Raw genomic sequence first — 23,585 nt, 5'->3', positions numbered from 1 at the left:
TGAAGGTCATGCCGTGCGGGTGTGCAACGGCGTTGGCACCAGATGCGGTACTTCACCCTGTACACGGGCGCCGGTGGCCGCACGGATCAGCAGGATTTTCAGCTGGTCGTTGATGCGCTCCAGGCTGTCCTGGAAGAAGTTGTGGAACACCACGCAGAACAGCGCGATGGCGATACCCAGGCCGGTGGCGAACAAAGCCGTACCGATGCCACCGGAGATCTGGCCTGGGTCGGACACGCCGGCGCTGGCCAGCGCCTTGAAGGTGTCGATGATGCCGAGGATGGTGCCCAGCAGGCCCAGCAATGGCGCGGCGGTGGTGATGGTCTCGATGATCCACAGGCTGCGCGACAGCGGCGCACGGGTCTTGAGGTACTGGGTTTCGATTTCGTCGTCCAGGTCCTTGCGCGAGCCGTTGGAGGCCTTCTGCGCGAGGATCGGCAGCACCATGTTCAAGGGCAGGCTGTCGCGGCGGGTGAGGCTTTGCGGCAGGTCGCGCTCGCTGTGTACGTTGGCGCCGAGCACGTCGGTCAGGGCGCGGGCCTGGCGGCGCACGTAGGCGAAATAGATGCCCCGTTCGATGGTGATGAAGATCGCAATCGCCATCGCGGCGTACATCACATAGAAGGTGATTTGGTGCAGCAGGTCCATGTCCATGAGTGTGTTCCTCTCAGGTGATTAATCAGAAATTCGCTTCCAGGGAAACCGTGACGGTACGGTCCAGGCCGACGATGTAAGCCGGGTCGCCATCGCGGAAACCGCTGTAGCTCGCCGCGTTGGTCTTGGTGGTGTACACGCCGTCCAGGTACTTCTTGTCAAACAGGTTGTCGACGTTCAGGCGCAGGGTGGCGTCCTTGACTACCTTCTTATCGACCGGCAGATAGATACCGGCGCCGAGATTGAAAATGGTGCGCGCCGAGATGGCTTCGTCGTTGGTCAGGTCACCGTAGAGCTTGCTGGTGAACTTGCCGCCGAAGGTGCCGTAGAAGCGCCCGTCGTCGTAGCCGATGTTGGCCGCCAGCATGTTGGTCGGCACGTTGGCGAACTGCTTGCCGCTGGTGGGCAATACGATCGGTTTGCCGGCGCTGAAGACGGTCAGGTCATCCTGCTGCTTGGAGCTGGTATAGGTGTAGGAGGTGTAGTAGTTGAAGTTGTGCGGCAGCTTGCCGCTCCACTCCAGTTCCAGGCCTTTGTTGATCACGGTACCGGCGTTGATGTCGGCCGAATCGCCGTTGCTGTCCAGGGACGTGAGCTGGCGGTTCTTGAACTGCATGTAGAACAGGGTGGCGGCGAGGGTCATGTCTTCGCCGGTGTAGCGCCAGCCCAGTTCCTGGTTCCAGCTCAGTTCCGGCTTGGAGTCCAGGGAGCCCACGCCTTTGTCGTACAGCACGTAGTTTTGCGGGATACGCATGTTGCGCGAAAGGCTGTAGAACAACTGGTCACGCTCGTCGAGCTGGTATTTCAGGCCAGCGTTGGGCAGCAACTTGTTGTAGGTCTGGTTGGCCTTGCCCGGTTGTTCGGTGAGGCTGCCGTGGTTGGTGCCCTCACGCTCGACATTCATGTAGGCAAGGCCCGCGATCAGGGTCCAGTCCGAGTTGATGTACCAGGTGTCCTGAGCCCAGACTTTTTGCGCTGGCGTTACGGTGTAGCGGTCGCGGCCTTGTACGGTGTTGCCATTGGCGTCGACCACGGAGCTGGCGTCCGGCCAAGTGTCGCTGGGCTTGCCGCTGTTCTTGAGGGCAATGAACGGCTGGGTCTGGCTTTGGCGGGCGCGCTCGTACCAGTAGCCGAATTGCAGGCTGTGGTCGCCCAGGTCCCAGTTCAGCTTGGTGGTGATGCCCGGGCGCCAGGTCTGGGTGCGCGAAGGGCGGTAGTAGACGCCCGTCGTCGCGGAGCCGTCAGCGTTGTATTGGGCCTGCGTCGGCAGGTTGCCGAGGTCGAATACGCCGCCTTTGTTGGAACCGCTGTTGAGCGCATAGGCGGAGGAGCCCACGCCGCTGCCGTTGCCGTAGTAGTAATACGGGATCACCGAGAGCGACAGGTTGTCGCTCAGCTTGTACTGGGTGTTGAGCACGGCGGTGAAGGTCTGGAACGGGTTCTGTGCCAGGTCGTAATAGCTGCTGATCTTGCCGTTGGAGCCCAGCGCCGGCTTGGCCGGGTACGGGTCATACTGGCGGCCGAACTGCTGGAACTGCGCCTTGGTCAATTGGCTGTAACTGTTGTTGTCCTGCTCGTGGTACTTGAGGATCAGGTTGGCGGTGTTGCCGTTGCCGGCGTCGAAAAAGCTGTTCCACTCCACCTTGTCCGCACGCACCGCGCCCGAGCCGCGCCACATCTGGCCTTCGGTGTGGGACGCCGACAGCCAGTTGGAGAGGCCGTTGACTTCGCCGGTGTTGAGGCGCGCAAAGGTCTTGCGGGTGGCGTTGCTGCCCACCACTTGTTTAACGAACGCACCGGTTTCCTTGGTCGGGCGAATCGTCACGATGCCGATGTTGCCGCCACTGGAGCCGATGTGCGGGCCGTCGGCTTCCGACGAGCCCTGGGTGACGAAGATCTGGTCGATGTTTTCCGGATCGCCGAGCAGGTTGGAGTACAGCGCGTAGTTGCCGGAGTCATTGATCGGCATGCCATCCACCGACATACCGACCTGGTCGGAGTTCATGCCGCGCATGGTGAAGCGAAAGCCCGACAGACCGGTGTTGTCCTCACTGGAGATGTTCAGGCCCGGCGTGTATTTGAGCTTGTCGATGGCGTTGCCGGTGGCGGTTTGTTTGTCCAACGCTTCCTTGGTGATGGTCGAGCGGCCCTTGGCGCTCTCTTCCTGGACCATGTAACCGCCCCCCGCGGTTGCCTTGCCTCCCTGAACTCCGATCGTGCCGACGTCACTGTCACTGGTATCAGCCATGACCACTCCATGGGTCATGCTTGTCGCGGCAACGAGTGCCAGATGAATACGTGTGAACCTCATCACTGTCGTCCTGGTGTCGGGTGCTTATTGCACGCTGTAGTTGAAGGTGGCGGTGAAGCGTTGCTCGTTACGTCCACCGAAGGCTTGTTCGGGGAACGGCTTGACCTGCTTGATGCGGCGCAAGCTATTGGTAGCGGCCCGATTGAGCAGCATGCTCGGCGCCGGGGTCTGGATCCCGGCATCAAGGACGCGGCCTTGTCGATCCACCATCAACCACACCACCACCTCGCCACTGGGGCGCTCGAGGGACGCCTGGCGCCCGGTGGGGTATTGCTTGTACGTGTCCAGCTCGTTGCGCAGCCCCTTGAGGTAACCGCCTTCCAGTGCCTGGCCATCTACTTTGGGCGGTGCTGGTGGCGCGGGCGGCACAGGTGTTGGCGCGACAGCGGCCTGTACTGGCTTGGCCGCCACTGGTGCGACTGGCGCTGGCGTGGGAGTCGGTTTGGCGGCCACCACGGGCTTGGGTTTGGGCACCGGCTTGGGCTTGGGCTCAGGTTTTGGCAGTGGCTTTGGAGGTGGCGGCGGCGGGGCCGGTTCGGCTTCTTCGTCCTCGATCACCGGCGGTGGCGGCTCTTGCTCGACCACAGGCTCGGGAACCACTTCGGGCTCGGGTTCGACCAGGGCCAGCTCGACCGCCGACTCGTCGTACTGCGGCTGGATTTTCAACGGTTGGGACTGGATACCCAGTGCAATCAGCACCAGGGCGATCAGGGCCGGGACACTGCCCAGCAGCTGACGCGCACGAAACAGTACATACATGATCAAGACTTACGCGTGGCAATGGACACGGAGGTAAAGCCACCCAGGCGCAGGGTGTCCATGACTTCCACCAGGCGCGAAACCTCTACGCCTTTGTCGCTGTTGACGATGATGGTCGACTTGGTATCAGGCTTTTCTGCAGCCTTCAGTGCCGGCACCAACGCATCGACCGTGAGGGCCTTGCCGTCGAGTTGCAACTGGCCTTCGAGGCCCAGGGTCAGGATGAATTTATTCTGCGGCTTGAGTTGCTGCGAGCTGCTGGCGCTGGGCAGTTGGGTCTTCATGCCGAGTGCGGGGATCACGTTCAAACTCACCAGTACGAAAAACACCAGGAGGAACATCATCACGTCGATCATGGGGATCAACTCGATATGTGCCTTGCGTTTCTTGGGTTCATCCCAGGTTCTCATTCTGTTACCCCGTCGTTGAATTAGGGGCGACACGCTAACAACCAAAAATGACCGAATGGTTAACTTTAATTGACGTTTTAAAGGCTCTAGGACGCGTCTTTCAGAGATTTTACCTTGCGGTTTCATGACGTAATGCAATTGACACGAAGGCAGTACATTCTGGGGGAATTTACTTGAAGAGCTGCCGCGTATGCCCACTGCACTGCCTCAATTGTCGACCCCGCGACTACTATTGCGGGCGCTGGAAATGGACCAGGCCGAGGTGCTCTTCATGCTCGCCAACGGGCCGAAAATCGCTGACAACACGGCCAACATTCCGTCGCCCTATACCTTGGAAACTGCACAGAGTTTTATTGCCGGGGCCGCAGACAAATATCGGGCGGGCGAGTTGTTGAACCTGGGCATGCATGTGCGTGAAACCGGTGAGTTGGTTGGCATGGTCAGCCTGCGCCTTAACGCTCGTCATCACGCAGGGCATTTGGGCGGCTGGGTCGCGGCGCATGCGCGTAACCTGGGGTATGCCGCTGAGGCGGCGAGCGCGATGATGAGTTTTGGCTTCACCGAGCTTGGGCTGCAGCGTGTCGGCAGCCAATGCTTTGGCCGCAACAAGGAATCGGCGCGAGTGATGCAGAAAATCGGCCTGCGCTACGAGGGTTGCCTGCGTCAGGCGTTTCTCAAAAATGGCGTGTACGAAGACCTGCTGGGCTTTGCCACCGTGCGTGAGGACTGGGAGCGCGCGTTGTGAATGACGCAGTGGACCACGGCAGGCGGCGAGTCTTTACCGGGCTGGCGGTCGCTACCGCGTTTTCAATCCTCAGCCCGTTTGCGCGCAGTGCCGGGGTGGATTACCCGTTCACCCTTGGCGTGGCTTCGGGCGACCCGCTGCCGGATGGTTTCGTGATATGGACGCGCCTGGCGCCGTTGTTCAACGCAGCGGATGGGCAGGGCGGCTTGAGCCGCGCGGTGCCAGTGCGTTGGCGGGTGGCCAGTGATGCGGCGATGACGCGCATCGTGAAGCAGGGCGAAGTCTTGGCGACGGAGCGGTTCGCCCATTCGGTGCATGTTGAAGTGGCCGGGCTTGCGGCGGGCCGGCCGTATTGGTACCAGTTCGAAGGCCTCGGCGCGCAGAGCCCGGTGGGCCAGGCATGTACCACGCCACCTTTGCAGGCGATGGCCTCGGCTCGGCTGGGGTTTGTTTCCTGCTCGCATTGGGAGCGCGGTTACTTCAGCGCCTATCGCCATTTAGCCGCAGAGCAACCTGACCTGGTGTTTTTTCTCGGGGACTACATTTACGACAGCTCTTACGCCGCCGACTCGGGGAAAGTCTTTCGGGCCCACGGCAGCGGTAACGCGGTGAGCTTGAGCGACTACCGCAACCGCTACGCGCTGTACAAAACCGATCCGGACCTGCAAGCCCTGCACGCGGCTGCCCCCAGCGTGGCAACCTGGGATGACCATGAAGTGCAGAATGACTACGCCAACCGCTGGTCCCAAGACCCGAAGATTCCCGTGGCGCAATTTCTCCAGCAGCGGGCGGCGGCGTACCAGGCGTTTTACGAGCACATGCCGCTGCGCGCCAGCAGTGTGCCGAAGGGGCCGGACATGCGCATTTACCGGCGCCTGGATTACGGTCGGCTGGCGCGCTTCCATGTGTTGGATGGGCGCCAGTATCGCTCCGAGCAACCCTGCATCCAGGCCAACGGCAGCCATCAGGGGCATATCGCCGCCAACACTTGCAGCGACCTGCGTGATCTCGGCCGCACCATGCTGGGTTGGCAACAGGAAGCCTGGCTGGACCAGGGCTTTGCCCAGTCGCAGGCACAGTGGAATGTGATCGCCCAGGACTTGCTGGTGGCGCCCTTGCTCCAGCGCGACCTGAGCAACCACAAGGTGGGCCATTGGACCGATGGTTGGGACGGCTACGTGGCCAATCGTTCACGCATGCTGGCGTCCATCGGGCGTCACAAGGTCAGCAACCCGGTGTTCTGGGGCGGTGATATCCATTCGTTCTGGACCACTGACCTGCACGCCGACGCCAACAACCCGGACTCGCCAGTGATCGCCACTGAGTTTGTCGGCAGCTCGGTGACCTCCGATGGCCCGCCCTTTGAAGCGTTCAGCAAGATCCTGCCGCTTAATCCGCATGTGAAGTTTTTCGACAGCCGCCAGCGAGGGTATGTGTCGGTAGAGCTTACGGCTCAGAAGATGCTGACGAACTTTCGGGTGATAACTGACCCGCGCGATCCCAACGCCACGGTGTCGACCCTCAAGTCGTTTGTGGTGGAGCCGGGGCGAGCGGGGGCGATTGCGGTTTAGCGCACTTGTAGGGTGTAAATACTCAACGTGGCGAGCGCGGGGGGATTTGTGGCGAGCAGGCTGTTGTGGCGAGCGGGCTTGCCCCGCGTTGGGCTGCGAAGCGGCCCCAAAACCAGGCGCTTATGTTTGCCTGAAAAAACGCGGTGACTGTATTAGGGCCGCTTCGCGCCCCAACGCGGGGCAAGCCCGCTCGCCACAACAGCCTGCTCATCACAACAGCCCGGTGACCACAAAAGCCGCGTGGTCTGTCAGTTGATTTCGTAACGCACCGACAGCGCGCCTTTTTTCTCCGACAAGGCCAGGATGGTCACTTGGCCGAGCTCGTTCAGGGCTTGCACATGGGTGCCGCCGCAGGCGTAGGCGGGCAGTTCGCCGAAACCCACTTCGCGGGCGCCGTCTTCCAGGGTCATATGGCGCGGGTAGTCGGCGGCGATCCATTGGTTGACCTGTTGCTGGATCGCCTCGGCGTCGATGGCCTGGGCCATTTCGCCACGGATAAAGGTGATTTTGCACTCGCCCGGCCAATGGTGGGCTTTGATCGGCATCCAACCGAAGCTTTCTCCCGCATTGCCGATCAGGTGCCCGGCCGAATGCAGGCGCGTGTACAGGGCACGGCGTTGTGCGTCGACCCGTGCGCTGATCGGGCCGGGCTGCACAGGCTGGTCCACGTAATGCACCACACGGTCAGCCTCCTGAGTCACGCGCAGCACCTGGCTGTCGCCCAGCCAACCGGTATCAAAGGGTTGCCCGCCGCCTTGGGGATGAAAAATCGTCGACTGCAGGGTGACCGCGAACAGGCCTTCGTGGGGTGTGCAGCTCAGCACTTCAAGCTCGGCGGTCAGGTGGTCGTGGGTGAAAAACAGGCGCTCGGTCATCATTTACATCCGCATCAGGGTTCTACGGGCAGTATAAATAGTGCGTGGATGGGTGATAATCCGTTCAATTATCAATGGACCTGTGCGTCATGAGCATCAATCTTCCTTTGCCACTGCTGGGTGAAATGGCGATTTTCGTCAAAGTCGTGGAGACCGGCAGTTTCTCCGAAGCGGCGCGACAACTGAGCGTTTCGCCCTCGGCCGTGAGCCGCAGTATCTCGCGTCTCGAACAGGCGCTGGCGACACGCTTGCTGCAACGCACCACGCGTAAATTGCGCTTGAGCGAAGGCGGCGAAGAGGTGTTCAAGCGTTGCCAGGAGATGGTCAACGCGGCGCGCTCGGTGATGGAGATCAGTGGCCAGTTCACCCATGAAGCCGAAGGCCTGGTGCGGGTCAGCGTGCCCAAGGCGGTGGGCCGGTTTGTGGTGCACCCGCATATGTCGGAGTTCTTGCGGCGCTATCCCAAGGTGGATGTGCAATTGATCCTGGAAGACCGGCATGTGGACCTGATCGACGACAATGTGGACCTCAGCATCCGCATCACCGACAGCCCGCCGCCGGGCTTGGTCGGCCGCCAACTGTTACCCATCGAGCACCTGTTGTGTGCCACGCCGCAGTACCTGGCCGCGCAGGGTACGCCTGAAAATCCCCATGATTTGCTGGAACACAGCTGCATCTACCTGGGCGAAACGCCGGGGGATTCACGCTGGAAGTTTCGTCAGGGTGCCAAGGCGGTGACCGTGGGCGTGCGCGGGCGCTACGCCGCGAACCACACCGGCGTGCGCCTGGATGCGGTGTTGCAGCATGTGGGGATTGGCAGCTTGCCGTACTTCACGGCGCGGCATGCCTTGGCGGCGGGGAGCCTGGTGCAGGTATTGCCCGAGTGGGACTTTATTGCGTCCTACCATGGTGAGGCGTGGTTGCTGCATTCGCCCACGCGGTATCTGCCACCGAAGTTGCGGGTGTTTATTGATTATCTGGTGGAGTGCATGGCGAAGGAGCCGACACTGCGCCGCCGCTGATTGTGGGCGCTGGCGTGTGTGAGAGCTGGCTTATGTGGGAGCTGGCTTGCCTGCGATTGTATCACCTCGGTTTAACTGACAAACCGAGTCGCCTGCATCGCAGGCAAGCCAGCTCCCACAGAAAAGCAATTTACTGCATACGGTCTTAGCTGGACTCAGTGCTTGCTCTGATCCTGCGGCATGGCCAGCAGCTGTTTTTCCTGGTTCCAGTCGAACGGTTCATCGTTCTGTTCGGCTTCAAAACGACGTTCTTCCAGGGCCTGGTACAGGTCCAGTTCTTCATCGGGCATGAAGTGCAGGCAATCACCGCCGAAGAACCACAGCAGGTCGCGTGGCACAAGGTGGGCGATTTGCGGGTAACGCAGGATGACCTGGCTCATCAGGTCCTGGCCCAGGTACTGGCTCTCGATCGGGTCGATCGGCAGCAGGGCGCGCAATTCGTCGAAGCGCTCCAGGAACAGGGTGTGGCTTTCCTCGGGCACCTGTTCGGCTTCGCCGACGGCAACCAGGATGCTGCGCAAGTGGTCGAGCAAGACGAGATGATCGGCAACGACGTTGGACACGAGATAAGTCCTCTAAAGCAAAAACGGGCGCGAGAGTATATGCCTCTCGCGCCCGTATTTATATGACCTTAGCTTTATAGGGTGTGAGCGGTCAGCGCACTTTACCCTCAGCCTGGGTCAGCTCTTCCTTGCTGAAATCATCCACATCGATCACCTTGCGGCGCGCGGCTTCGGCGTCGCGCAGGGTTTGCGCTTCGGCCGGTTGCAATACGCCCGCGTGCAGCGCCGCGTCGATGGCATGCTCGCCGGCGGCCGGTTTGACCTGGCCGCTTTTGAGCGCGGTGTGGAGTTTTTTCTGCAAGGGGTGGCTGGCACCCAGCAGGTCGTAGGCATGTTGCAGGGCACCCACCGGGTCTTCTGCCGATTGCGGGCGATAGCAACCCGCCAGCAACTCTTCCAGGGTCGGGTCGCCTTTGGCACGGCCAATCACCGCAGCCACTTCGGCGTCCAAAGCATCGGACGGCCCGGTGTGACGACGGCCGAACGGGAACACGATCACCCGCAGCAGGCAACCGAGGACCCTGTTCGGGAAGTTGCTCAGCAGCTCATCCAGGGCACGCTCCGACTCACCGAGGCTTTCTTCCATGGCCCAGGCAAACAGCGGCTCCAGGTGATCCGGCGAATCCAGGTCGTGATAACGCTTGAGCGCTGCCGAGGCCAGGTACATATGGCTCAGCACATCACCCAGGCGCGCCGACAGGCGTTCGCGGCGTTTCAGCTCGCCGCCGAGCAACATCATGCTCAAGTCGGCGAGCAGGGCGAATGCTGCGGCCTGACGGTTCAATGCACGGAAATAACCCTGGCTCAAACGGTTGCCCGGGGCTTTTTCAAAGTGCCCGATGCCGAGGTTCAGCACCAACGTGCTGGCGGCGTTACTCACGGCAAATCCGATATGTTGCATCAGCAGGCCGTCAAATTCCTTGAGCGCCTGGTCATGGTCTTCACGACCGGCCAGGGCCATTTCCTTAAGCACGAACGGGTGGCAGCGGATCGCGCCCTGGCCAAAGATCATCAGGTTGCGCGAGAGGATATTCGCGCCTTCCACTGTGATGAAGATCGGCGCGCCTTGCCAGTTACGGCCCAGGTAGTTGTTGGGGCCCATGATGATGCCCTTGCCGCCATGCACATCCATGGCGTGGCTGATGCACTCGCGACCGCGCTCGGTGAGGTGGTACTTGAGAATCGCCGACAACACCGAGGGTTTTTCACCCAGGTCGACCGCGTTGGCGGTGAGCATGCGCGCGCTGTCCATCAGCCAGGCGTTGCCGCCAATGCGCGCCAGGGCTTCCTGGATACCTTCAAAGGCCGACAGCGGCACGTTGAATTGCTCGCGCACTTGAGCGTATTGGCCGGTCACCAAACTGGTGAACTTGGCCGCGCCGGTACCGACCGCAGGCAGGGAGATCGAACGGCCGACCGACAGGCAGTTCATCAGCATCATCCAGCCCTTGCCGAGCATTTCCTGGCCACCGATAAGGAATTCCAGGGGGATGAATACGTCCTTGCCGGAGTTGGGGCCGTTCATAAAGGCGGCGCCCAACGGCAGGTGGCGACGGCCGATTTCCACGCCGGGCGTGTCGGTGGGGATCAGCGCCAGGCTGATGCCCAGGTCTTCTTCCTCACCCAACAAGTGGTCCGGGTCATGGGCCTTGAAGGCCAGGCCGAGGAGGGTCGCGACCGGGCCGAGGGTGATATAGCGTTTTTCCCAGTTCAGGCGCAGGCCGAGGGTTTCCTTGCCTTCCCATTCACCTTTGCAGATCACGCCGGTGTCGGGCATGGCGCCGGCGTCGGAGCCGGCCAGTGGGCCGGTGAGGGCGAAGCAGGGGATATCGTCGCCACGGGCCAGGCGTGGCAGGTAGTGGTTGCGTTGTTCGTCGGTGCCGTAATGCAGCAGCAGCTCGGCCGGGCCGAGGGAGTTAGGCACCATCACGGTGGAGGCGAGGTCGCCGCTGCGGGTGGCGAGTTTCATCGCGACCTGGGAGTGGGCATAGGCGGAGAAACCCTTGCCGCCATATTCCTTGGGAATGATCAGGGCGAAGAAACCGTGGGTCTTGATGTGCTCCCAGGCGGCGGGCGGCAGGTCCATGGCCTGGCCGATTTCCCAGTCGCTGACCATGGCGCAGAGTTCTTCGGTAGGGCCGTCGATAAACGCTTGTTCTTCTTCAGTCAGTTGCGCCTTGGGGTAGGCCAGCAATTTATCCCAATCGGGGCGACCGCTGAACAGTTCGCCGTCCCACCACACGGTGCCGGCGTCGATGGCGTCGCGCTCGGTCTCGGACATCGGCGGCAGGACTTTCTGGAACCAGCTGAACAGCGGCTTGGTGAAGTATTGGCGGCGCAGGTCGGGCAGCAACAGGGGCACGGCCACGGCGGCGATCAGTACCCAGAGGATGACCAGCAGCCAACCCGGTGCATGGCTCCAGGCGCCCATCGCCAGCAGGTAGACGGCAACCACGCCCAGCGCGGGCAGGGGCGCGGTGCGGCGGTGTGCCAGGTAGGCAATGCCGACCACCAGAACCAGTATCCACAACAACAGCATATTCAATCCTCCGTGAAACCAAGGGCGAAACCACCATGGAGCTTAGTCGGCATCCGAAAAAGCGCGGTGGCGAGGGTGTAACGAGTTGTGCTGGCGCACGCCGACATTTGGCCGAATCGTCGTTATCTCCACGGCAGGCCTGTCGTTAGACTCAAGGCTTCCCTTGGAGATAAAGCTCATGGATACGTACTTGAATCCCAGCCGCTTCATCGATAGTGACCACCCTGCGGTGGTGGAGTTCGCCGAAAAACATCGCGGAACCCGCCCGGATTTAAGTGACCAGGCGGTCAGTCTCTACTACGCCGTGCGTGAGGCGATTCGCTACAACCCGTACACCTTCAGCCGTGATCCAAATACCCTCAGTGCCAGCTTTGCCCTGGCCACCGGCGAGAGCTACTGTGTACCCAAGGCCACCTTATTGGCCGCCTGTGCCCGTCATTGCGGGATCCCGGCGCGCATTGGCCTGGCGGACGTGCGCAATCATTTATCGACACCGCGCCTGCTCGCGCTGCTCAAAAGTGATGTGTTCGCCATGCACGGCTATACCGAGTTGTACCTGCACGGCCGTTGGGTCAAGGCCACGCCGGCGTTCAACAGTCAACTGTGCGAGTTGTTCGACGTGCCACCGCTGGCGTTCGATGGGGTCAACGACAGCGTGTTCCACGCCTTCAACCGCCAGGGCCGGCGCTCAATGGAATATGTGCTGGACCACGGGCAGTTCAGCGACGTGCCCGAAGCGCTTTTCTTTGCGCATATTCAGCAGTGTTATCCGCACCTGTTTGCCGACGACATGCCGATCTCGCTGAAGGACATGCACAGCGATATGCACAGCGATTTAAGCCGCGGGTGAACCGGCGTATGCTGCTGCGTTCATCAAGCCATGTTCATCAACGATAAGGCGCGGTCATGCTGAAAATCTGGGGTCGTAAAAATTCATCAAACGTCAGGAAGGCACTGTGGTGCGCCGAGGAACTCGGCCTGGACTATGAGGCAATTGATGCGGGCGGGGCTTTTGGTGTGGTCGACACGCCGCAATACCGGGCCTTGAACCCCAATGGCCGGGTGCCGATGATCGAAGACGGCGACTTTGTGTTGTGGGAATCCAACACCATCGTGCGTTATCTGTGCGCCAAGAGCGCGTCGGATTTTTACCCGAGCGACCTGCAAGCCCGGGCCAGCGCCGAGAAGTGGATGGACTGGACCACGTCGACGCTCGCCGATCCGTTCAAGGCGGTGTTCTGGGGCATCCTGCGTACCCCGGCGGAAAAACAGAACTGGGACAGCATCAATGCCGGGCGCCAAGCCTGTATCGATGCGCTTAACACCGTTGACCAGGCCCTCGCCGAGCAACCCTACCTCAGCGGCCAGCATTTCGGCATGGGCGATATCCCCTTGGGCTGCTTTGCCTACGCCTGGTTCGAGATGCCCATCGAGCGCCCGGCAATGCCCCATCTAGAGGCCTGGTACCAGCGCCTCAAAGATCGCCCGGCCTACCGCAAGGCCGTGATGACCGCGTTGACTTAATACTGACTATTAATACAGGTGACTGTACTTGTGCGGCGCGGGCAAGCACCATGCTTGTCATGCGCCGCCGTTGAACTACATGCGCTGCGCGCTCATCTACTCTTTCTATTCCCTTCTCTGGTGCGTAATCCGATATGAGTTCCGCTCTGTCCATCCGGCAGCTAACCAAAACCTACGGCAACGGTTTCCAGGCCCTGAGTGGTATCGATCTGGACGTTGCCGAAGGTGACTTCTTCGCCTTGCTCGGCCCCAACGGTGCTGGCAAATCCACCACCATCGGCATCCTCTCGACCCTGGTCAACAAAACCAGTGGCTCGGTGAATATCTTTGGCCATGACCTGGACAAATCCCCGGCGGCGCTCAAGCGCTCCATCGGCGTGGTGCCCCAGGAATTCAACTTCAACCAGTTTGAAAAGACCTTCGACATCGTCGTGACCCAGGCCGGCTATTACGGCATCCCGGCGAAAATCGCCAAGGAACGCGCCGAGCAGTACCTGACTCAGTTGGGCCTGTGGGACAAGCGCGACGTGCCTTCGCGTTCGCTGTCCGGCGGTATGAAGCGCCGCCTGATGATCGCTCGCGCGCTGGTGCATGAACCGCGCCTGTTGATCCTCGATGAGCCGACCGCCGGTGTGGATATCGAGCTGCGCCGTTCGATGTGGACCTTCCTCACCGAGCTGAACGAGAAGGGCATCACCATCATCCTCACCACCCATTACCTGGAAGAGGCTGAGCAGCTGTGCCGCAACATCGGCATCATCGACCACGGCACCATTGTCGAGAACACCAGCATGCGCAACCTGCTGGGCCAGTTGCATGTGGAAACCTTCTTGCTGGACCTGAAAAACAACCTGTCGGTGGCGCCGCAACTGCTCGGCTACCCAAGCCGCCTGGTCGATGACCACACCCTGGAAGTGCAGGTGGACAAGGCCATGGGCATCACCGCGTTGTTCACCCAGTTGGCGGCCCAGAGCATCGAAGTGCTGAGCCTGCGTAACAAAACCAATCGCCTTGAGGAGTTGTTCGTGTCCCTGGTGGAGAAAAATCTGGCGAAGGTGGCGGTATGAGTTCCGAACTGCAACCCAACCTCGTCGCACTGCAGACCATCGTTTACCGCGAAGTGAAGCGCTTTACCCGGATCTGGCCGCAGACCCTGCTGCCGCCGGCGATCACCATGGTCTTGTACTTCGTGATCTTCGGTAACCTCATCGGCCGCCAGATCGGCGACATGGGTGGCTTCACCTACATGGAGTACATCGTGCCGGGCCTGATCATGATGTCGGTGATCACCAACTCCTACGGCAACGTGGTCTCGAGCTTTTTCGGCAGCAAGTTCCAGCGCTCGATCGAAGAACTGATGGTCTCGCCGGTGTCGCCGCACACCATCCTGATCGGCTACACCTTGGGTGGCGTGCTGCGCGGCTTGATGGTGGGGGTGATCGTGACCTTGCTGTCGCTGTTCTTCACCCATCTGCAAGTGCATCACCTTGGGGTCACCCTGCTGGTGGTGGTACTGACGGCAACGATCTTCTCACTGCTGGGGTTCATCAACGCCGTGTTTGCCCGCAACTTCGATGATATTTCGATCATCCCGACGTTCGTGCTGACGCCGCTGACCTACCTGGGCGGGGTGTTCTACTCCATTACCTTGCTGCCGCCGTTCTGGCAGACCGTGTCGCTGGCCAACCCGGTGTTGCACATGGTTAACGCCTTCCGCTACGGCATCCTGGGCGTGTCGGATATCAAGATCAGCGTGGCGATCACCTTTATGCTGGTGGCGACCGTGGTGCTGTATGTCGGCTGTGCGCGGTTGCTGGTGAGTGGGCGCGGGATGCGTACCTAAGCCGTTAGCTGCAATAAAAAACGGCCTCCAAGTGAGGCCGTTTTTTATTGACTGCAGGCAGGGTCAATGTGGGAGCTGGCTTGCCTGCGATAGCGATGGGTCAGGCAGCCATTGTTTAACTGACAGACCGCCATCGCAGGCAAGCCAGCTCCACCTTTGGTTTTGTGCAGAGGTTTAACCTTTAAGTGCCAGCTCGATCAGTCCGTGCAGCTCTTGCACCGTCAGCGGTTCGGTCGAGAACAAAATGCGAAACACCGTCGGCGCCGCCAGCAGGTTGATCAAATGGTCCACGCTCGGCGGCGTACTCTGTGGGTAGCGATCGATAATCGTCTGAAGCTGCCCACTCAGAATGCTCACGCAATAACCCGGTGTGATAATGCTCTGCAGGTCACGCATCATGTTGCGCCCTGGCTCGGAGCTCATTTCATCCAGGTATTGCTCGGCCCAGGCCCGCAGATCACCGCGCAGGCTGCCGGTATTCGCCGGCTCACAGTCGGGGCGCATGCGGGCCTGGGCCACATCGGCCAACAGCACGGATAAGTCGCCCCAGCGCCGGTAAATGGTCGAGGGCGTGACGCCTGCGCGCGTCGCAATCATCGGTACGGTAACGCTGGAGCGCTCATGGGCTTCCAACAGCTCACGCACTGCCGAATGCACCGATTCTTGGACCCGGGCACTGCGGCCTCCCGGGCGAAGGCCTTCTTTTATCACCATGCGTAAAACCTTAACACAAAGAATTTGCTTTAAGCGCGCGCCGGTAGCACACTGCGCAAAAGCAAAGTATTAGCTTTAGTGGAGTGTGCCCATGTCTCGCGTTATTTCGCAACGGTCCAGCCTGGCGTTCCTGGTCATCACGGTGTTGACCTTCCTCGCCGCGTCCAGCGCGCCGACGCCGCTGTATCAGGTGTATCAGGAAAACCTGCATTTCTCCGCGACAATGCTCACGGTGATTTTCGGCGTATACGCCGTCAGCCTGTTGGCAGCGTTGCTGACCGTGGGTTCACTGTCGGATCACCTGGGGCGCAAGCCGGTGATTTTCGTCGCATTGCTGCTCAATATTGCGGCGATGCTGCTGTTTATCAACGCCGACAGCACCGCGCATCTGATTGCCGCCCGCGCGCTGCAAGGTTTCGCCACCGGCATGGCCACGGCGGTGCTGAGTGCGACCTTGCTCGACACCGACCGCCAGCGCGGCCCGATGCTCAATAGCCTGGCGCCGCTGTTGGGCATGGCCAGCGGCGGGCTGGGCAGTGGCCTACTGGTGGAGTTCGCGCCGCGTCCTACCCAATTGATTTACTTCACGCTGTTGGGGTTGATGGTGTTGCAGGCTGTGTATGTGTGGCGCCTGGCGGAAACCGTCAGTCGTATTCCGGGGGCCTTGAAGTCGCTGGCGCCGACCCTGCATGTGCCGCAGCAAGCGCGCCGGGCTTTATGGTTGGTGATGCCGCTGAATGTGGCGGTGTGGGCGCTCGGCGGGTTCTTCTCATCCCTGGCGCCGTCGCTGATCAAGGCTGCCACCGGTTCCACTTCGCACCTGATCGGTGGCGGCCTGGTGGCGGTCGTGACCTTGAGTGGCGCGGTGATGATCTACAGCGTGCGCGAGCGCCCGGGCGATAAAATCATGCGGCTGTCGGCAGGGCTGCTGGCCGTGGGCGTCGCGTTGCTGCTGGTGGCCGTCCACATGGGTATTTTGTGGCTGTTCTTTGTCGCCAGTGTGATTGCAGGTTTTGGTTTTGGCGGCGGCTTCATGGGCAGTGTGCGCAGCATTGTCGGACTGGCGTTGCCCCATGAGCGGGCCGGTTTGATGTCGGCGTTCTATGTCTTGAGCTACTTGGCGTTTTGCCTGCCAGCGCTGTTGGCGGGTTACTTGTGCCAGGTTTACGGCCTTATCGTCACGACTGAAGGCTATGGTGCGGCGCTGATATTGCTGGCCCTGAGTGCCTTGGTCGGTTTGATGCTGCAGAGCTCGGTGCGGGCCAAGGCGGCAGTAGAGTGATGCTGTATATTGGTAAAGTAGATAACTTATAGAGATATTACCCGTTATATAGATATTCGATCAGGTTCTATGATGGCTTCAACCTCATACGAGGAAGAGGATTGCCATCATGACCTGCACGACGACTCCCAGTTGCACGCCCCCAGGCTGCAAAACCCCAAGCTATAAGCCCTTGAGCCATCTGACCCGCCCACGGGAAGTGATTCGCCAGTTCACCCCCAACTGGTTTGCCGCGACCATGGGTACCGGCGTGCTGGCCCTGGCCTTGGCTCAACTGCCGTTCAACCTGCCAGGTTTGCACGCCATTGCCGAAGGGCTGTGGCTGTTCACCATTGGCCTGTTTGTGCTGTTTAGCCTGTTGTACGCGGCGCGTTGGGTGATGTTCTTCCACGAAGCGCGACGCATCTTCGGGCACTCCACGGTGTCGATGTTCTTCGGCACCATTCCCATGGGCCTGGCCACCATTCTCAATGGCCTGCTGCTGTTCGGCCTGCCGCGCTGGGGCAGTGAGGTGATCCCGCTGGCTGAAGCCTTATGGTGGCTGGACGTGGCGATGGCCCTGGCCTGCGGTGTGTTGATCCCGTTCATGATGTTCACCCGCCAGGAACACAGCATCGACCAGATGACCGCCGTCTGGCTGTTGCCGGTGGTTGCCGCCGAAGTCGCTGCCGCCAGCGGTGGCTTGCTGGCGCCGCACTTGGCCGACGCCCATGCGCAACTGGTGATGCTGGTGACCAGCTACGTGCTGTGGGCGTTTTCCCTGCCGGTGGCGTTCAGCATCCTGACCATCCTGATGTTGCGCATGGCCCTGCATAAACTGCCGCCTGCCAATATGGCCGCATCGAGCTGGTTGGCCCTTGGCCCCATCGGCACTGGTGCGCTGGGCATGTTGCTGTTGGGCGGTGACGCACCGGCGATTTTCGCCGCCAATGGGTTGCCGGGTGTGGGTGAAATGGCCAATGGCCTGGGCGTGGTGGCCGGCATCACCTTGTGGGGCTTCGGTTTGTGGTGGATGTTGATCGCGGTGCTGATCACCCTGCGTTACCTGCGCGCCGGCATTCCGTTCAACCTCGGCTGGTGGGGGTTTACCTTCCCGCTGGGGGTTTACGCGTTAGCCACGCTGAAGCTGGCGAGTCTGCTGCACCTGAGCTTTTTCAGCATCTTTGGCAGCGTGCTGGTGCTGGCATTGGCGCTGATGTGGCTGATCGTGGCCAAGCGCACCGTGCAGGGCGCCTATAAAGGTGAGCTTTTTGTTTCGCCATGCATTGCAGGACTAGCGAATAAGTAAGCGCGATTAGGTAAAGTCGTGGCCTGAGAAACTACACGCCTTCAGGCCACGCAGGAACACGGACGATGAGCCACCCCTCACAATTCACCTTGCTGCGCACACGGCGCTTTCTGCCGTTTTTCATCACCCAGTTACTGGGCGCATTCAACGACAACATCTTCAAGCAATCGCTGATCCTGGCGATTCTCTACAAGCTCACCATCGAGGGCGACCGCTCCATCTGGGTCAACCTGTGCGCCTTGTTGTTTATCCTGCCGTTCTTCCTGTTCTCGGCGCTGGCCGGGCAGTTTGGCGAGAAATTCAACAAGGACGCGCTGATCCGCGCGATCAAGATCGGCGAGATCGTGATCATGGCCGTGGGCGCCACGGGCTTTCTGTTCAACCACCTGGAACTGATGCTGCTGGCGCTGTTTGCCATGGGTACGCATTCGGCGTTGTTCGGCCCGGTGAAGTACTCGATCATGCCCCAGGCGTTGCACGACGATGAGCTGGTGGGCGGCAACGGACTGGTGGAAATGGGCACGTTTCTGGCCATTCTGGCCGGCACCATTGGCGCCGGGATCATCATGTCGTCGAGCAATTACGCGCCACTGGTGGCGGTGGCGATTGTCGGCGTGGCGGTGCTCGGCTACCTGGCCAGCCGCAGCATTCCGCGGGCGGCGGCGTCCACGCCCGAGCTGCGCCTGAACTGGAATATCTTCAGCGAATCCTGGGCCACCTTGCGCCTGGGCCTGGGGCAGACGCCGGCAGTGTCGCGCTCGATTGTCGGCAACTCGTGGTTCTGGTTTGTCGGTGCGATCTACCTCACGCAAATCCCGGCCTACGCCAAGGAATGGTTGTACGGCGACGAAACTGTGGTGACGCTGATCCTTACGGTGTTTTCGGTGGGCATCGCCGTCGGCTCGATGCTCTGCGAAAAGCTCTCGGGCCGTAAGGTCGAGATCGGCCTGGTGCCGTTTGGCTCGTTTGGCCTGACGGTCTTCGGCCTGCTGCTGTGGTGGCACTCGGGCGGCTTTCCGCAATCGGCCCAGGAACATAGCTGGCTGGCGGTACTCAGCTACGGTCAGGCGTGGTGGGTGTTGTTCGATATCCTTGGCCTGGGTGTGTTCGGTGGTTTCTATATCGTGCCGCTCTACGCGCTGATCCAGTCGCGCACGGCCGAGAACGAGCGCGCGCGGGTCATTGCGGCCAACAATATTCTCAATGCGTTGTTCATGGTGGTTTCGGCCATCGTCTCGATCCTGCTGCTGAGCGTGGCCAAGCTGTCGATCCCCGAGTTGTTCCTGGTGGTGTCGCTGCTCAACATTGCGGTCAACACTTACATCTTCAAAATCGTCCCCGAGTTCACCATGCGCTTCATGATCTGGCTGCTCAGCCATTCCATGTACCGCGTGGAGCATCGCAACCTTGAGCTGATTCCGGATGAAGGCGCGGCGCTGCTGGTGTGCAACCACGTGTCGTTTGTCGATGCACTGTTGATTGGCGGCGCGGTACGTCGGCCGATTCGCTTTGTGATGTACTACAAGATCTACCGTTTGCCGGTGCTGAATTTTATCTTCCGCACGGCCGGGGCGATTCCGATTGCCGGGCGCCATGAAGATATCCAGATCTACGAAAAGGCCTTCATGCGAATTGCCCAGTACCTGAAGGAAGGGGAGTTGGTGTGCATCTTCCCGGAAGGCAAGCTGACCGCCGATGGCGAGATCAATGAGTTCCGTAGCGGGTTGACGCGGATTCTGGAGCAGACCCCGGTGCCGGTGATTCCGATGGCGTTGCAGGGGTTGTGGGGGAGCTTTTTCAGTCGCGATCCGAACAAGGGCATCTTTCATCGGATCTGGTCGCGGGTGGTGTTGGTGGCGGGTGAGCCGGTTGCGGTGGAGGCCGCGACGCCTGAGCAGTTGCAGGCGCGGGTAGGGGTGTTGCGCGGGAGTGTCAGGTAGTTATTTGCTGGCTGTAAGGGCCTCATCGCAGGCAAGCCAGCTCCCACATTTTAACGCTGAACACCGTCCAATGTGGGAGCTGGCTTGCCTGCGATAGCGGTAGTGGCTCAGGCGCTGATCTTGAGCCCAACCAGCCCGCAAATGATCAACGCCACACTCGCCAACCTGAACAGCGCCATGGACTCCCCAAACAGGATAATCCCGGCGATCACCGTACCCACCGCACCCACACCGGTCCAGATGGCATAGGCGGTGCCCAGCGGCAGCTCCTTCATGGCCAGGCCCAGCAGGCCGAGGCTGATGGCCATGGCGGCGATCGTCAGTGCTGTCGGCAGCGGCTTGCTGAAACCGTCGGTGTACTTCAGGCCGACCGCCCAGCCGACCTCAAACAGCCCGGCAAAAAACAGAATGATCCAGGACATGTTGATCTCCCCTCTATAGCTGGGGTCGTCCCCGGATTAAGCGCTTGAGAGCGTCGCGAGGTCGTCCCCGCGAAGCCCGGTAGCTTGCCGAAAATTGATCAGGTGATCAAGTTTACGGCGCGCTCTCCAGGGCGCGGCGGTCCTCTTTTTCGCTCATTCTGCGAAAGTAAGTCGACAGCAATGCCCCGGAAATATTGTGCCACACGCTGAACAGCGCGCTCGGCACCGCCGCCAAGGGCGAAAAGTGCGCACTGGCCAGCGCGGCGCCCAGCCCGGAGTTCTGCATGCCCACTTCCAGCGCCAGGGATTTACGCTGCGCCAACGGCAGTTTGAACAGGCGGCCGGTGAAGTAACCGAGCAGATAACCGAAGCTGTTGTGCAGCATGACTACGGCCATGATCAACAGGCCGGACTCGGCGATCTTCGCCTGGCTCGCTGCAACGACTGCAGCGACGATGATTACGATGCTTACCACTGAGACCAGCGGCAATACCTCCACGGCATGGCGCACCCGGTCGCCCAGCACGCGTTGCGCCACCACGCCCAGCACGATCGGCAGCAACACCACTTGCAGAATCGACCAGAACAGCTCCATGAATGACACCGGCAGCCAGGCCGAGGCCAGCAGCCAGATCAATGCGGGCGTCAGCAGCGGGGCGAGGAGGGTGGTGACGGCGGCGATGGCTACCGACAGCGCGAGGTCGCCCCGGGCCAGCCAGGTCATGACGTTGGATGAAGTGCCGCTTGGGCAGCACCCGACCAGGATCACGCCGACGGCGATTTCCGGCGGCAAGTGGAACGCCTGGCACAGCAGCCAGGCCACGCCCGGCATGATCACAAAATGCGCAACCACGCCGAGGGCCACGCGCCAGGGATGGCGGGCGACTTCGGCGAAGTCTTCCAGTTTCAAGGTCAGCCCCATGCCGAACATCACCAGGCCCAGCAGCGGCACGATGGCGCCTTTGAGGCCAATGAACCAGCCGGGCTCAAGGAAGGCGAGCACCGCGAAAATCAACACCCAGTAGGCGAAGGTATTGCCAACGAAGCGGCTCAAGGCGGCGAGTGCGCGCATGGGGAAGTCCTTGTTATTAGAGTTCGAGGGTGTAACTGCAATCAAATGTGGGGCTTGTGTGGGAGATGTTTGTGTGAGGACTGGCTTGTGTGGGAGCCGGGCTTGCCCGCGATGCAGGCACCTCGGTCTTCAGCTGGATCGAGTTGATGCTATCGCAGGCAAGCCAGCTCCCACACAAGCCAGCTCCCACATTTTGATCTTCACATGGCTTAGATGCCCTGCGGGGTTTCTTCGCCGCCCAGTGCCTCAACCAACGCCGGCAGGAACTCACCAAACGTCAGCATCATCAGGGTAAAGCTGGCATCCAGTTGGCCCAATGCCTCGTCGCCGCCGTCCTGTTCAGCCTGGTCTTGCAGCAGGTCTTCGAACTTCAGTCGCTTGACGGTCATTTTGTCGTCGAGCATGAAGGACAACTTGTCCTGCCAGGCCAGGGACAATTGCGTCACGACTTTGCCGGTAGTCAGGTGCAGTTGGATCTCTTCGCCGGTCAGGTCCTGGCGCTTGCAGCGCACGATGCCGCCGTCTTCGTGGGTGTCGCGCAGTTCGCATTCGTCGAGGACGAAGAAGTCATCGGCCGGCTTCTGCGTGGTGACCCAGTCGGTCATGATCGCCGTTGGTGCGGTTTTAACCGTCAGCGGGCGTACCGGCAGGGTGCCGATTACTTCGCGCAGGGTCGACAGCAGGTCTTCGGCGCGTTTCGGGCTCGCCGAGTTGACCAGGATCAGGCCCTGTTTCGGCGCAATGGCGGCGAAAGTCGACGAGCGACGGATAAAGGCGCGCGGCAGGAAGGCCTGGATGATTTCATCCTTGATCTGGTCGCGTTCCTTCTTATAGACCTTGCGCATTTGCTCGGCCTCGATCTCTTCGACTTTCTCTTTAAGCGCGTCACGCACCACGCTACCCGGCAGGATGCGTTCTTCCTTGCGTGCAGCGATCAGCAGGAAGTCACCGCTGACATGCACCAGGGGAGCGTCTTCACCTTTACCAAAAGGTGCGACGAAACCGTAAGTGGTCAACTCCTGGCTTGCACACGGGCGCGCCAGTTTGGTGGCCATGGCCGCTTCCAACGCCTCGGCATCAACAGGCAGATCTTGGGTCAGGCGATAGATAAGCAGGTTCTTGAACCACATGGGGTGAGTCTCTCCTTTATACAAAGGGGGGCATTATTCTCTTGATCCGGGCTGAGGCCAACCCTGCCTAAGCCATTGGAAGGGCTGAAAAAAAAGATTTAAGAAAGTGCTTGCCAGACTTAAGGTCGCTCCGTAGAATGCGCGCCACACCGAAGCGAAGGGTGATTAGCTCAGCTGGGAGAGCGTCTGCCTTACAAGCAGAATGTCGGCGGTTCGATCCCGTCATCACCCACCATTCGTTTCAAGTGTTACGCGCAGCGGTAGTTCAGTCGGTTAGAATACCGGCCTGTCACGCCGGGGGTCGCGGGTTCGAGTCCCGTCCGCTGCGCCATATTCGGTAACCTGGAACACTGAACGCCAGGTCACCACAGAAAGCCCGCTCATTGAGCGGGCTTTTTGCTGTCCGGGGTTTGTAAAACCAAAAAAACGCTGCCGATCATTTCCGATGATTGGCGGCGTTTTTTTATGGGCTGATCAGAAATCCCAACGCGTTGTCACCATCACGTTGCGCGGCTCAGGTGTCATTGATAATGGTTTTTAACAGTGCCGCCAAGCAACGTATAAACGCAATAGACTCACATTTGGGGCTTGAGGCCCCGTTTTCCGGGGCGCGGAGGACACCAGAGAAATTATTTTAAATAAATTGCATTTAAATCAAGACATTGCAGATTTTTGGTGTATTATGCCGCCCACACCGAAGCGAAGGGTGATTAGCTCAGCTGGGAGAGCGTCTGCCTTACAAGCAGAATGTCGGCGGTTCGATCCCGTCATCACCCACCATTCGTTTCAAGTGTTACGCGCAGCGGTAGTTCAGTCGGTTAGAATACCGGCCTGTCACGCCGGGGGTCGCGGGTTCGAGTCCCGTCCGCTGCGCCATATTCGGTAACCTGGAACACTGAACGCCAGGTCACCACAAGAAGC

General features: G+C 60.4%; 21 protein-coding genes and 4 tRNA genes. 14 read left to right on the top strand and 11 right to left on the bottom strand.

The features are described from left to right. Positions 1-6: 6 nt before the first annotated feature. The 4 genes from AB4P96_RS22145 to AB4P96_RS22130 are packed head-to-tail and all read right to left on the bottom strand — an operon-like array spanning position 7 to position 4,134. Positions 7-654: a MotA/TolQ/ExbB proton channel family protein gene (locus AB4P96_RS22145; RefSeq protein WP_069788768.1), complete on the bottom strand. Its 648-nt coding sequence runs from the start codon at positions 652-654 to the stop codon at positions 7-9. A 25-nt stretch (positions 655-679) separates the two neighbouring features. Continuing rightward, on the bottom strand, positions 680-2,965 hold the full coding sequence (locus tag AB4P96_RS22140) for a TonB-dependent receptor (RefSeq protein ID WP_395600091.1): 2,286 nt from the start codon (positions 2,963-2,965) through the stop codon (positions 680-682). 24 nt (positions 2,966-2,989) lie between these two features. Next, positions 2,990-3,724, bottom strand: a complete 735-nt coding sequence (locus AB4P96_RS22135; RefSeq protein ID WP_176991161.1) for an energy transducer TonB — start codon at positions 3,722-3,724, stop codon at positions 2,990-2,992. Positions 3,725-3,726: 2 nt separating this feature from the next. Next, positions 3,727-4,134, bottom strand: a complete 408-nt coding sequence (locus AB4P96_RS22130; protein ID WP_017136403.1) for a biopolymer transporter ExbD — start codon at positions 4,132-4,134, stop codon at positions 3,727-3,729. A 190-nt stretch (positions 4,135-4,324) separates the two neighbouring features. Between AB4P96_RS22130 and AB4P96_RS22125 the strand changes: the two genes are divergently transcribed. Both AB4P96_RS22125 and AB4P96_RS22120 read left to right on the top strand, forming a co-directional pair. Then, positions 4,325-4,879 carry a GNAT family N-acetyltransferase gene (locus AB4P96_RS22125; protein ID WP_170039993.1) on the top strand — a complete coding sequence of 185 codons (555 nt, stop codon included), beginning with the start codon at positions 4,325-4,327 and terminating at the stop codon, positions 4,877-4,879. Then, complete coding sequence (locus AB4P96_RS22120; RefSeq protein ID WP_395600090.1) at positions 4,876-6,450, top strand: alkaline phosphatase D family protein; 1,575 nt, start codon at positions 4,876-4,878, stop codon at positions 6,448-6,450. Before AB4P96_RS22125 ends, AB4P96_RS22120 begins: the two co-directional genes overlap by 4 nt. 248 nt (positions 6,451-6,698) lie before the next feature. Here the strand turns inward: AB4P96_RS22120 and AB4P96_RS22115 are convergent, their stop codons facing one another. After that, entirely contained in the window at positions 6,699-7,325 is a 627-nt protein-coding gene (locus AB4P96_RS22115; RefSeq protein WP_138454177.1) for an alanyl-tRNA editing protein, read from the bottom strand. 89 nt (positions 7,326-7,414) lie between these two features. Here AB4P96_RS22115 and AB4P96_RS22110 point away from each other — a divergent pair, with 89 nt between their 5' ends. Further along, entirely contained in the window at positions 7,415-8,347 is a 933-nt protein-coding gene (locus AB4P96_RS22110; RefSeq protein ID WP_395600089.1) for a LysR family transcriptional regulator, read from the top strand. Positions 8,348-8,502: 155 nt separating this feature from the next. Here AB4P96_RS22110 and AB4P96_RS22105 read toward each other — a convergent pair whose 3' ends face one another. Together AB4P96_RS22105 and AB4P96_RS22100 are read right to left on the bottom strand one after the other, a co-directional pair. Further along, a complete protein-coding gene (locus tag AB4P96_RS22105; RefSeq protein ID WP_010567536.1) occupies positions 8,503-8,910 on the bottom strand; it encodes a PA2817 family protein in 408 nt (135 codons plus the stop codon). A gap of 91 nt (positions 8,911-9,001) precedes the next feature. After that, positions 9,002-11,449 (bottom strand): acyl-CoA dehydrogenase, encoded by a 2,448-nt coding sequence (locus tag AB4P96_RS22100; protein WP_099547860.1) that lies wholly within the window; start codon positions 11,447-11,449, stop codon positions 9,002-9,004. Between the two features lie 178 nt (positions 11,450-11,627). On the opposite strand from AB4P96_RS22100, the gene AB4P96_RS22095 reads away from it, so the two are divergent. The 4 genes from AB4P96_RS22095 (at position 11,628) to AB4P96_RS22080 (ending at position 14,816) form a co-directional block, all read left to right on the top strand. Further along, a complete protein-coding gene (locus AB4P96_RS22095; RefSeq protein WP_099547861.1) occupies positions 11,628-12,299 on the top strand; it encodes a transglutaminase family protein in 672 nt (223 codons plus the stop codon). 56 nt (positions 12,300-12,355) lie between these two features. Then, positions 12,356-12,973 carry a glutathione S-transferase gene (locus AB4P96_RS22090; RefSeq protein WP_017136396.1) on the top strand — a complete coding sequence of 206 codons (618 nt, stop codon included), beginning with the start codon at positions 12,356-12,358 and terminating at the stop codon, positions 12,971-12,973. Positions 12,974-13,107: 134 nt separating this feature from the next. After that, on the top strand, positions 13,108-14,040 hold the full coding sequence (locus tag AB4P96_RS22085; RefSeq protein ID WP_017136395.1) for an ABC transporter ATP-binding protein: 933 nt from the start codon (positions 13,108-13,110) through the stop codon (positions 14,038-14,040). Further along, positions 14,037-14,816, top strand: coding sequence for an ABC transporter permease (locus tag AB4P96_RS22080; RefSeq protein ID WP_017136394.1), 780 nt, complete (start codon positions 14,037-14,039; stop codon positions 14,814-14,816). Before AB4P96_RS22085 ends, AB4P96_RS22080 begins: the two co-directional genes overlap by 4 nt. Before the next feature lie 174 nt (positions 14,817-14,990). Here AB4P96_RS22080 and AB4P96_RS22075 read toward each other — a convergent pair whose 3' ends face one another. Further along, complete coding sequence (locus AB4P96_RS22075; protein WP_395600088.1) at positions 14,991-15,530, bottom strand: TetR/AcrR family transcriptional regulator; 540 nt, start codon at positions 15,528-15,530, stop codon at positions 14,991-14,993. Positions 15,531-15,621: 91 nt separating this feature from the next. Between AB4P96_RS22075 and AB4P96_RS22070 the strand changes: the two genes are divergently transcribed. From AB4P96_RS22070 to AB4P96_RS22060, 3 genes are all read left to right on the top strand, one after another. Further along, positions 15,622-16,812, top strand: coding sequence for an MFS transporter (locus tag AB4P96_RS22070; protein WP_177033479.1), 1,191 nt, complete (start codon positions 15,622-15,624; stop codon positions 16,810-16,812). Between the two features lie 109 nt (positions 16,813-16,921). Then, positions 16,922-18,100 (top strand): TDT family transporter, encoded by a 1,179-nt coding sequence (locus AB4P96_RS22065; protein ID WP_017136391.1) that lies wholly within the window; start codon positions 16,922-16,924, stop codon positions 18,098-18,100. A 65-nt stretch (positions 18,101-18,165) separates the two neighbouring features. After that, on the top strand, positions 18,166-20,040 hold the full coding sequence (locus AB4P96_RS22060) for an MFS transporter (protein WP_099547865.1): 1,875 nt from the start codon (positions 18,166-18,168) through the stop codon (positions 20,038-20,040). Between the two features lie 107 nt (positions 20,041-20,147). Here AB4P96_RS22060 and sugE read toward each other — a convergent pair whose 3' ends face one another. The 3 genes from sugE to rdgC all read right to left on the bottom strand — a co-directional run bounded on the left by sugE (position 20,148) and on the right by rdgC (position 22,664). Next, on the bottom strand, positions 20,148-20,462 hold the full coding sequence (sugE, locus tag AB4P96_RS22055; protein WP_017136389.1) for a quaternary ammonium compound efflux SMR transporter SugE: 315 nt from the start codon (positions 20,460-20,462) through the stop codon (positions 20,148-20,150). A 112-nt stretch (positions 20,463-20,574) separates the two neighbouring features. Continuing rightward, complete coding sequence (locus AB4P96_RS22050) at positions 20,575-21,534, bottom strand: bile acid:sodium symporter family protein (protein WP_099547867.1); 960 nt, start codon at positions 21,532-21,534, stop codon at positions 20,575-20,577. A 209-nt stretch (positions 21,535-21,743) separates the two neighbouring features. Continuing rightward, positions 21,744-22,664, bottom strand: coding sequence for a recombination-associated protein RdgC (rdgC, locus tag AB4P96_RS22045; RefSeq protein WP_003172886.1), 921 nt, complete (start codon positions 22,662-22,664; stop codon positions 21,744-21,746). A gap of 159 nt (positions 22,665-22,823) precedes the next feature. Here rdgC and AB4P96_RS22040 point away from each other — a divergent pair. The 4 genes from AB4P96_RS22040 to AB4P96_RS22025 all read left to right on the top strand — a co-directional run bounded on the left by AB4P96_RS22040 (position 22,824) and on the right by AB4P96_RS22025 (position 23,540). Next, a tRNA-Val gene (locus AB4P96_RS22040) sits at positions 22,824-22,899 on the top strand. Positions 22,900-22,918: 19 nt separating this feature from the next. Continuing rightward, positions 22,919-22,995 (top strand) — tRNA-Asp (locus tag AB4P96_RS22035). 373 nt (positions 22,996-23,368) lie between these two features. Then, a tRNA-Val gene (locus AB4P96_RS22030) sits at positions 23,369-23,444 on the top strand. 19 nt (positions 23,445-23,463) lie between these two features. Beyond that, positions 23,464-23,540, top strand: a tRNA-Asp gene (locus AB4P96_RS22025). The last annotated feature ends 45 nt before the right edge of the window (positions 23,541-23,585 follow it).

The sequence above is a fragment of the Pseudomonas sp. B19125 genome (assembly GCF_044218855.1).
In the GTDB taxonomy this organism is placed as follows: Bacteria; Pseudomonadota; Gammaproteobacteria; order Pseudomonadales; family Pseudomonadaceae; genus Aquipseudomonas; species Aquipseudomonas edaphica.
The sequence above is the reverse complement of the archived record's forward strand: the minus strand, read 5'-3'. Positions and strand labels throughout refer to the sequence as shown.

Excerpts from the sequence above, each read along its gene's own strand:
- AB4P96_RS22090 (WP_017136396.1), top strand. The coding sequence starts at position 12,356 with ATGCTGAAAATCTGGGGTCGTAAAAATTCATCAAACGTCAGGAAGGCA.
- rdgC (WP_003172886.1), bottom strand. The coding sequence starts at position 22,664 with ATGTGGTTCAAGAACCTGCTTATCTATCGCCTGACCCAAGATCTGCCT.
- AB4P96_RS22130 (WP_017136403.1), bottom strand. The coding sequence starts at position 4,134 with ATGAGAACCTGGGATGAACCCAAGAAACGCAAGGCACATATCGAGTTG.
- AB4P96_RS22135 (WP_176991161.1), bottom strand. The coding sequence starts at position 3,724 with ATGTATGTACTGTTTCGTGCGCGTCAGCTGCTGGGCAGTGTCCCGGCC.
- AB4P96_RS22095 (WP_099547861.1), top strand. The coding sequence starts at position 11,628 with ATGGATACGTACTTGAATCCCAGCCGCTTCATCGATAGTGACCACCCT.
- AB4P96_RS22140 (WP_395600091.1), bottom strand. The coding sequence starts at position 2,965 with ATGAGGTTCACACGTATTCATCTGGCACTCGTTGCCGCGACAAGCATG.
- AB4P96_RS22075 (WP_395600088.1), bottom strand. The coding sequence starts at position 15,530 with ATGGTGATAAAAGAAGGCCTTCGCCCGGGAGGCCGCAGTGCCCGGGTC.
- AB4P96_RS22065 (WP_017136391.1), top strand. The coding sequence starts at position 16,922 with ATGACCTGCACGACGACTCCCAGTTGCACGCCCCCAGGCTGCAAAACC.
- AB4P96_RS22110 (WP_395600089.1), top strand. The coding sequence starts at position 7,415 with ATGAGCATCAATCTTCCTTTGCCACTGCTGGGTGAAATGGCGATTTTC.
- AB4P96_RS22145 (WP_069788768.1), bottom strand. The coding sequence starts at position 654 with ATGGACATGGACCTGCTGCACCAAATCACCTTCTATGTGATGTACGCC.
- AB4P96_RS22080 (WP_017136394.1), top strand. The coding sequence starts at position 14,037 with ATGAGTTCCGAACTGCAACCCAACCTCGTCGCACTGCAGACCATCGTT.
- AB4P96_RS22115 (WP_138454177.1), bottom strand. The coding sequence starts at position 7,325 with ATGACCGAGCGCCTGTTTTTCACCCACGACCACCTGACCGCCGAGCTT.
- AB4P96_RS22050 (WP_099547867.1), bottom strand. The coding sequence starts at position 21,534 with ATGCGCGCACTCGCCGCCTTGAGCCGCTTCGTTGGCAATACCTTCGCC.
- AB4P96_RS22125 (WP_170039993.1), top strand. The coding sequence starts at position 4,325 with ATGCCCACTGCACTGCCTCAATTGTCGACCCCGCGACTACTATTGCGG.
- AB4P96_RS22100 (WP_099547860.1), bottom strand. The coding sequence starts at position 11,449 with ATGCTGTTGTTGTGGATACTGGTTCTGGTGGTCGGCATTGCCTACCTG.
- AB4P96_RS22085 (WP_017136395.1), top strand. The coding sequence starts at position 13,108 with ATGAGTTCCGCTCTGTCCATCCGGCAGCTAACCAAAACCTACGGCAAC.
- AB4P96_RS22060 (WP_099547865.1), top strand. The coding sequence starts at position 18,166 with ATGAGCCACCCCTCACAATTCACCTTGCTGCGCACACGGCGCTTTCTG.
- sugE (WP_017136389.1), bottom strand. The coding sequence starts at position 20,462 with ATGTCCTGGATCATTCTGTTTTTTGCCGGGCTGTTTGAGGTCGGCTGG.
- AB4P96_RS22070 (WP_177033479.1), top strand. The coding sequence starts at position 15,622 with ATGTCTCGCGTTATTTCGCAACGGTCCAGCCTGGCGTTCCTGGTCATC.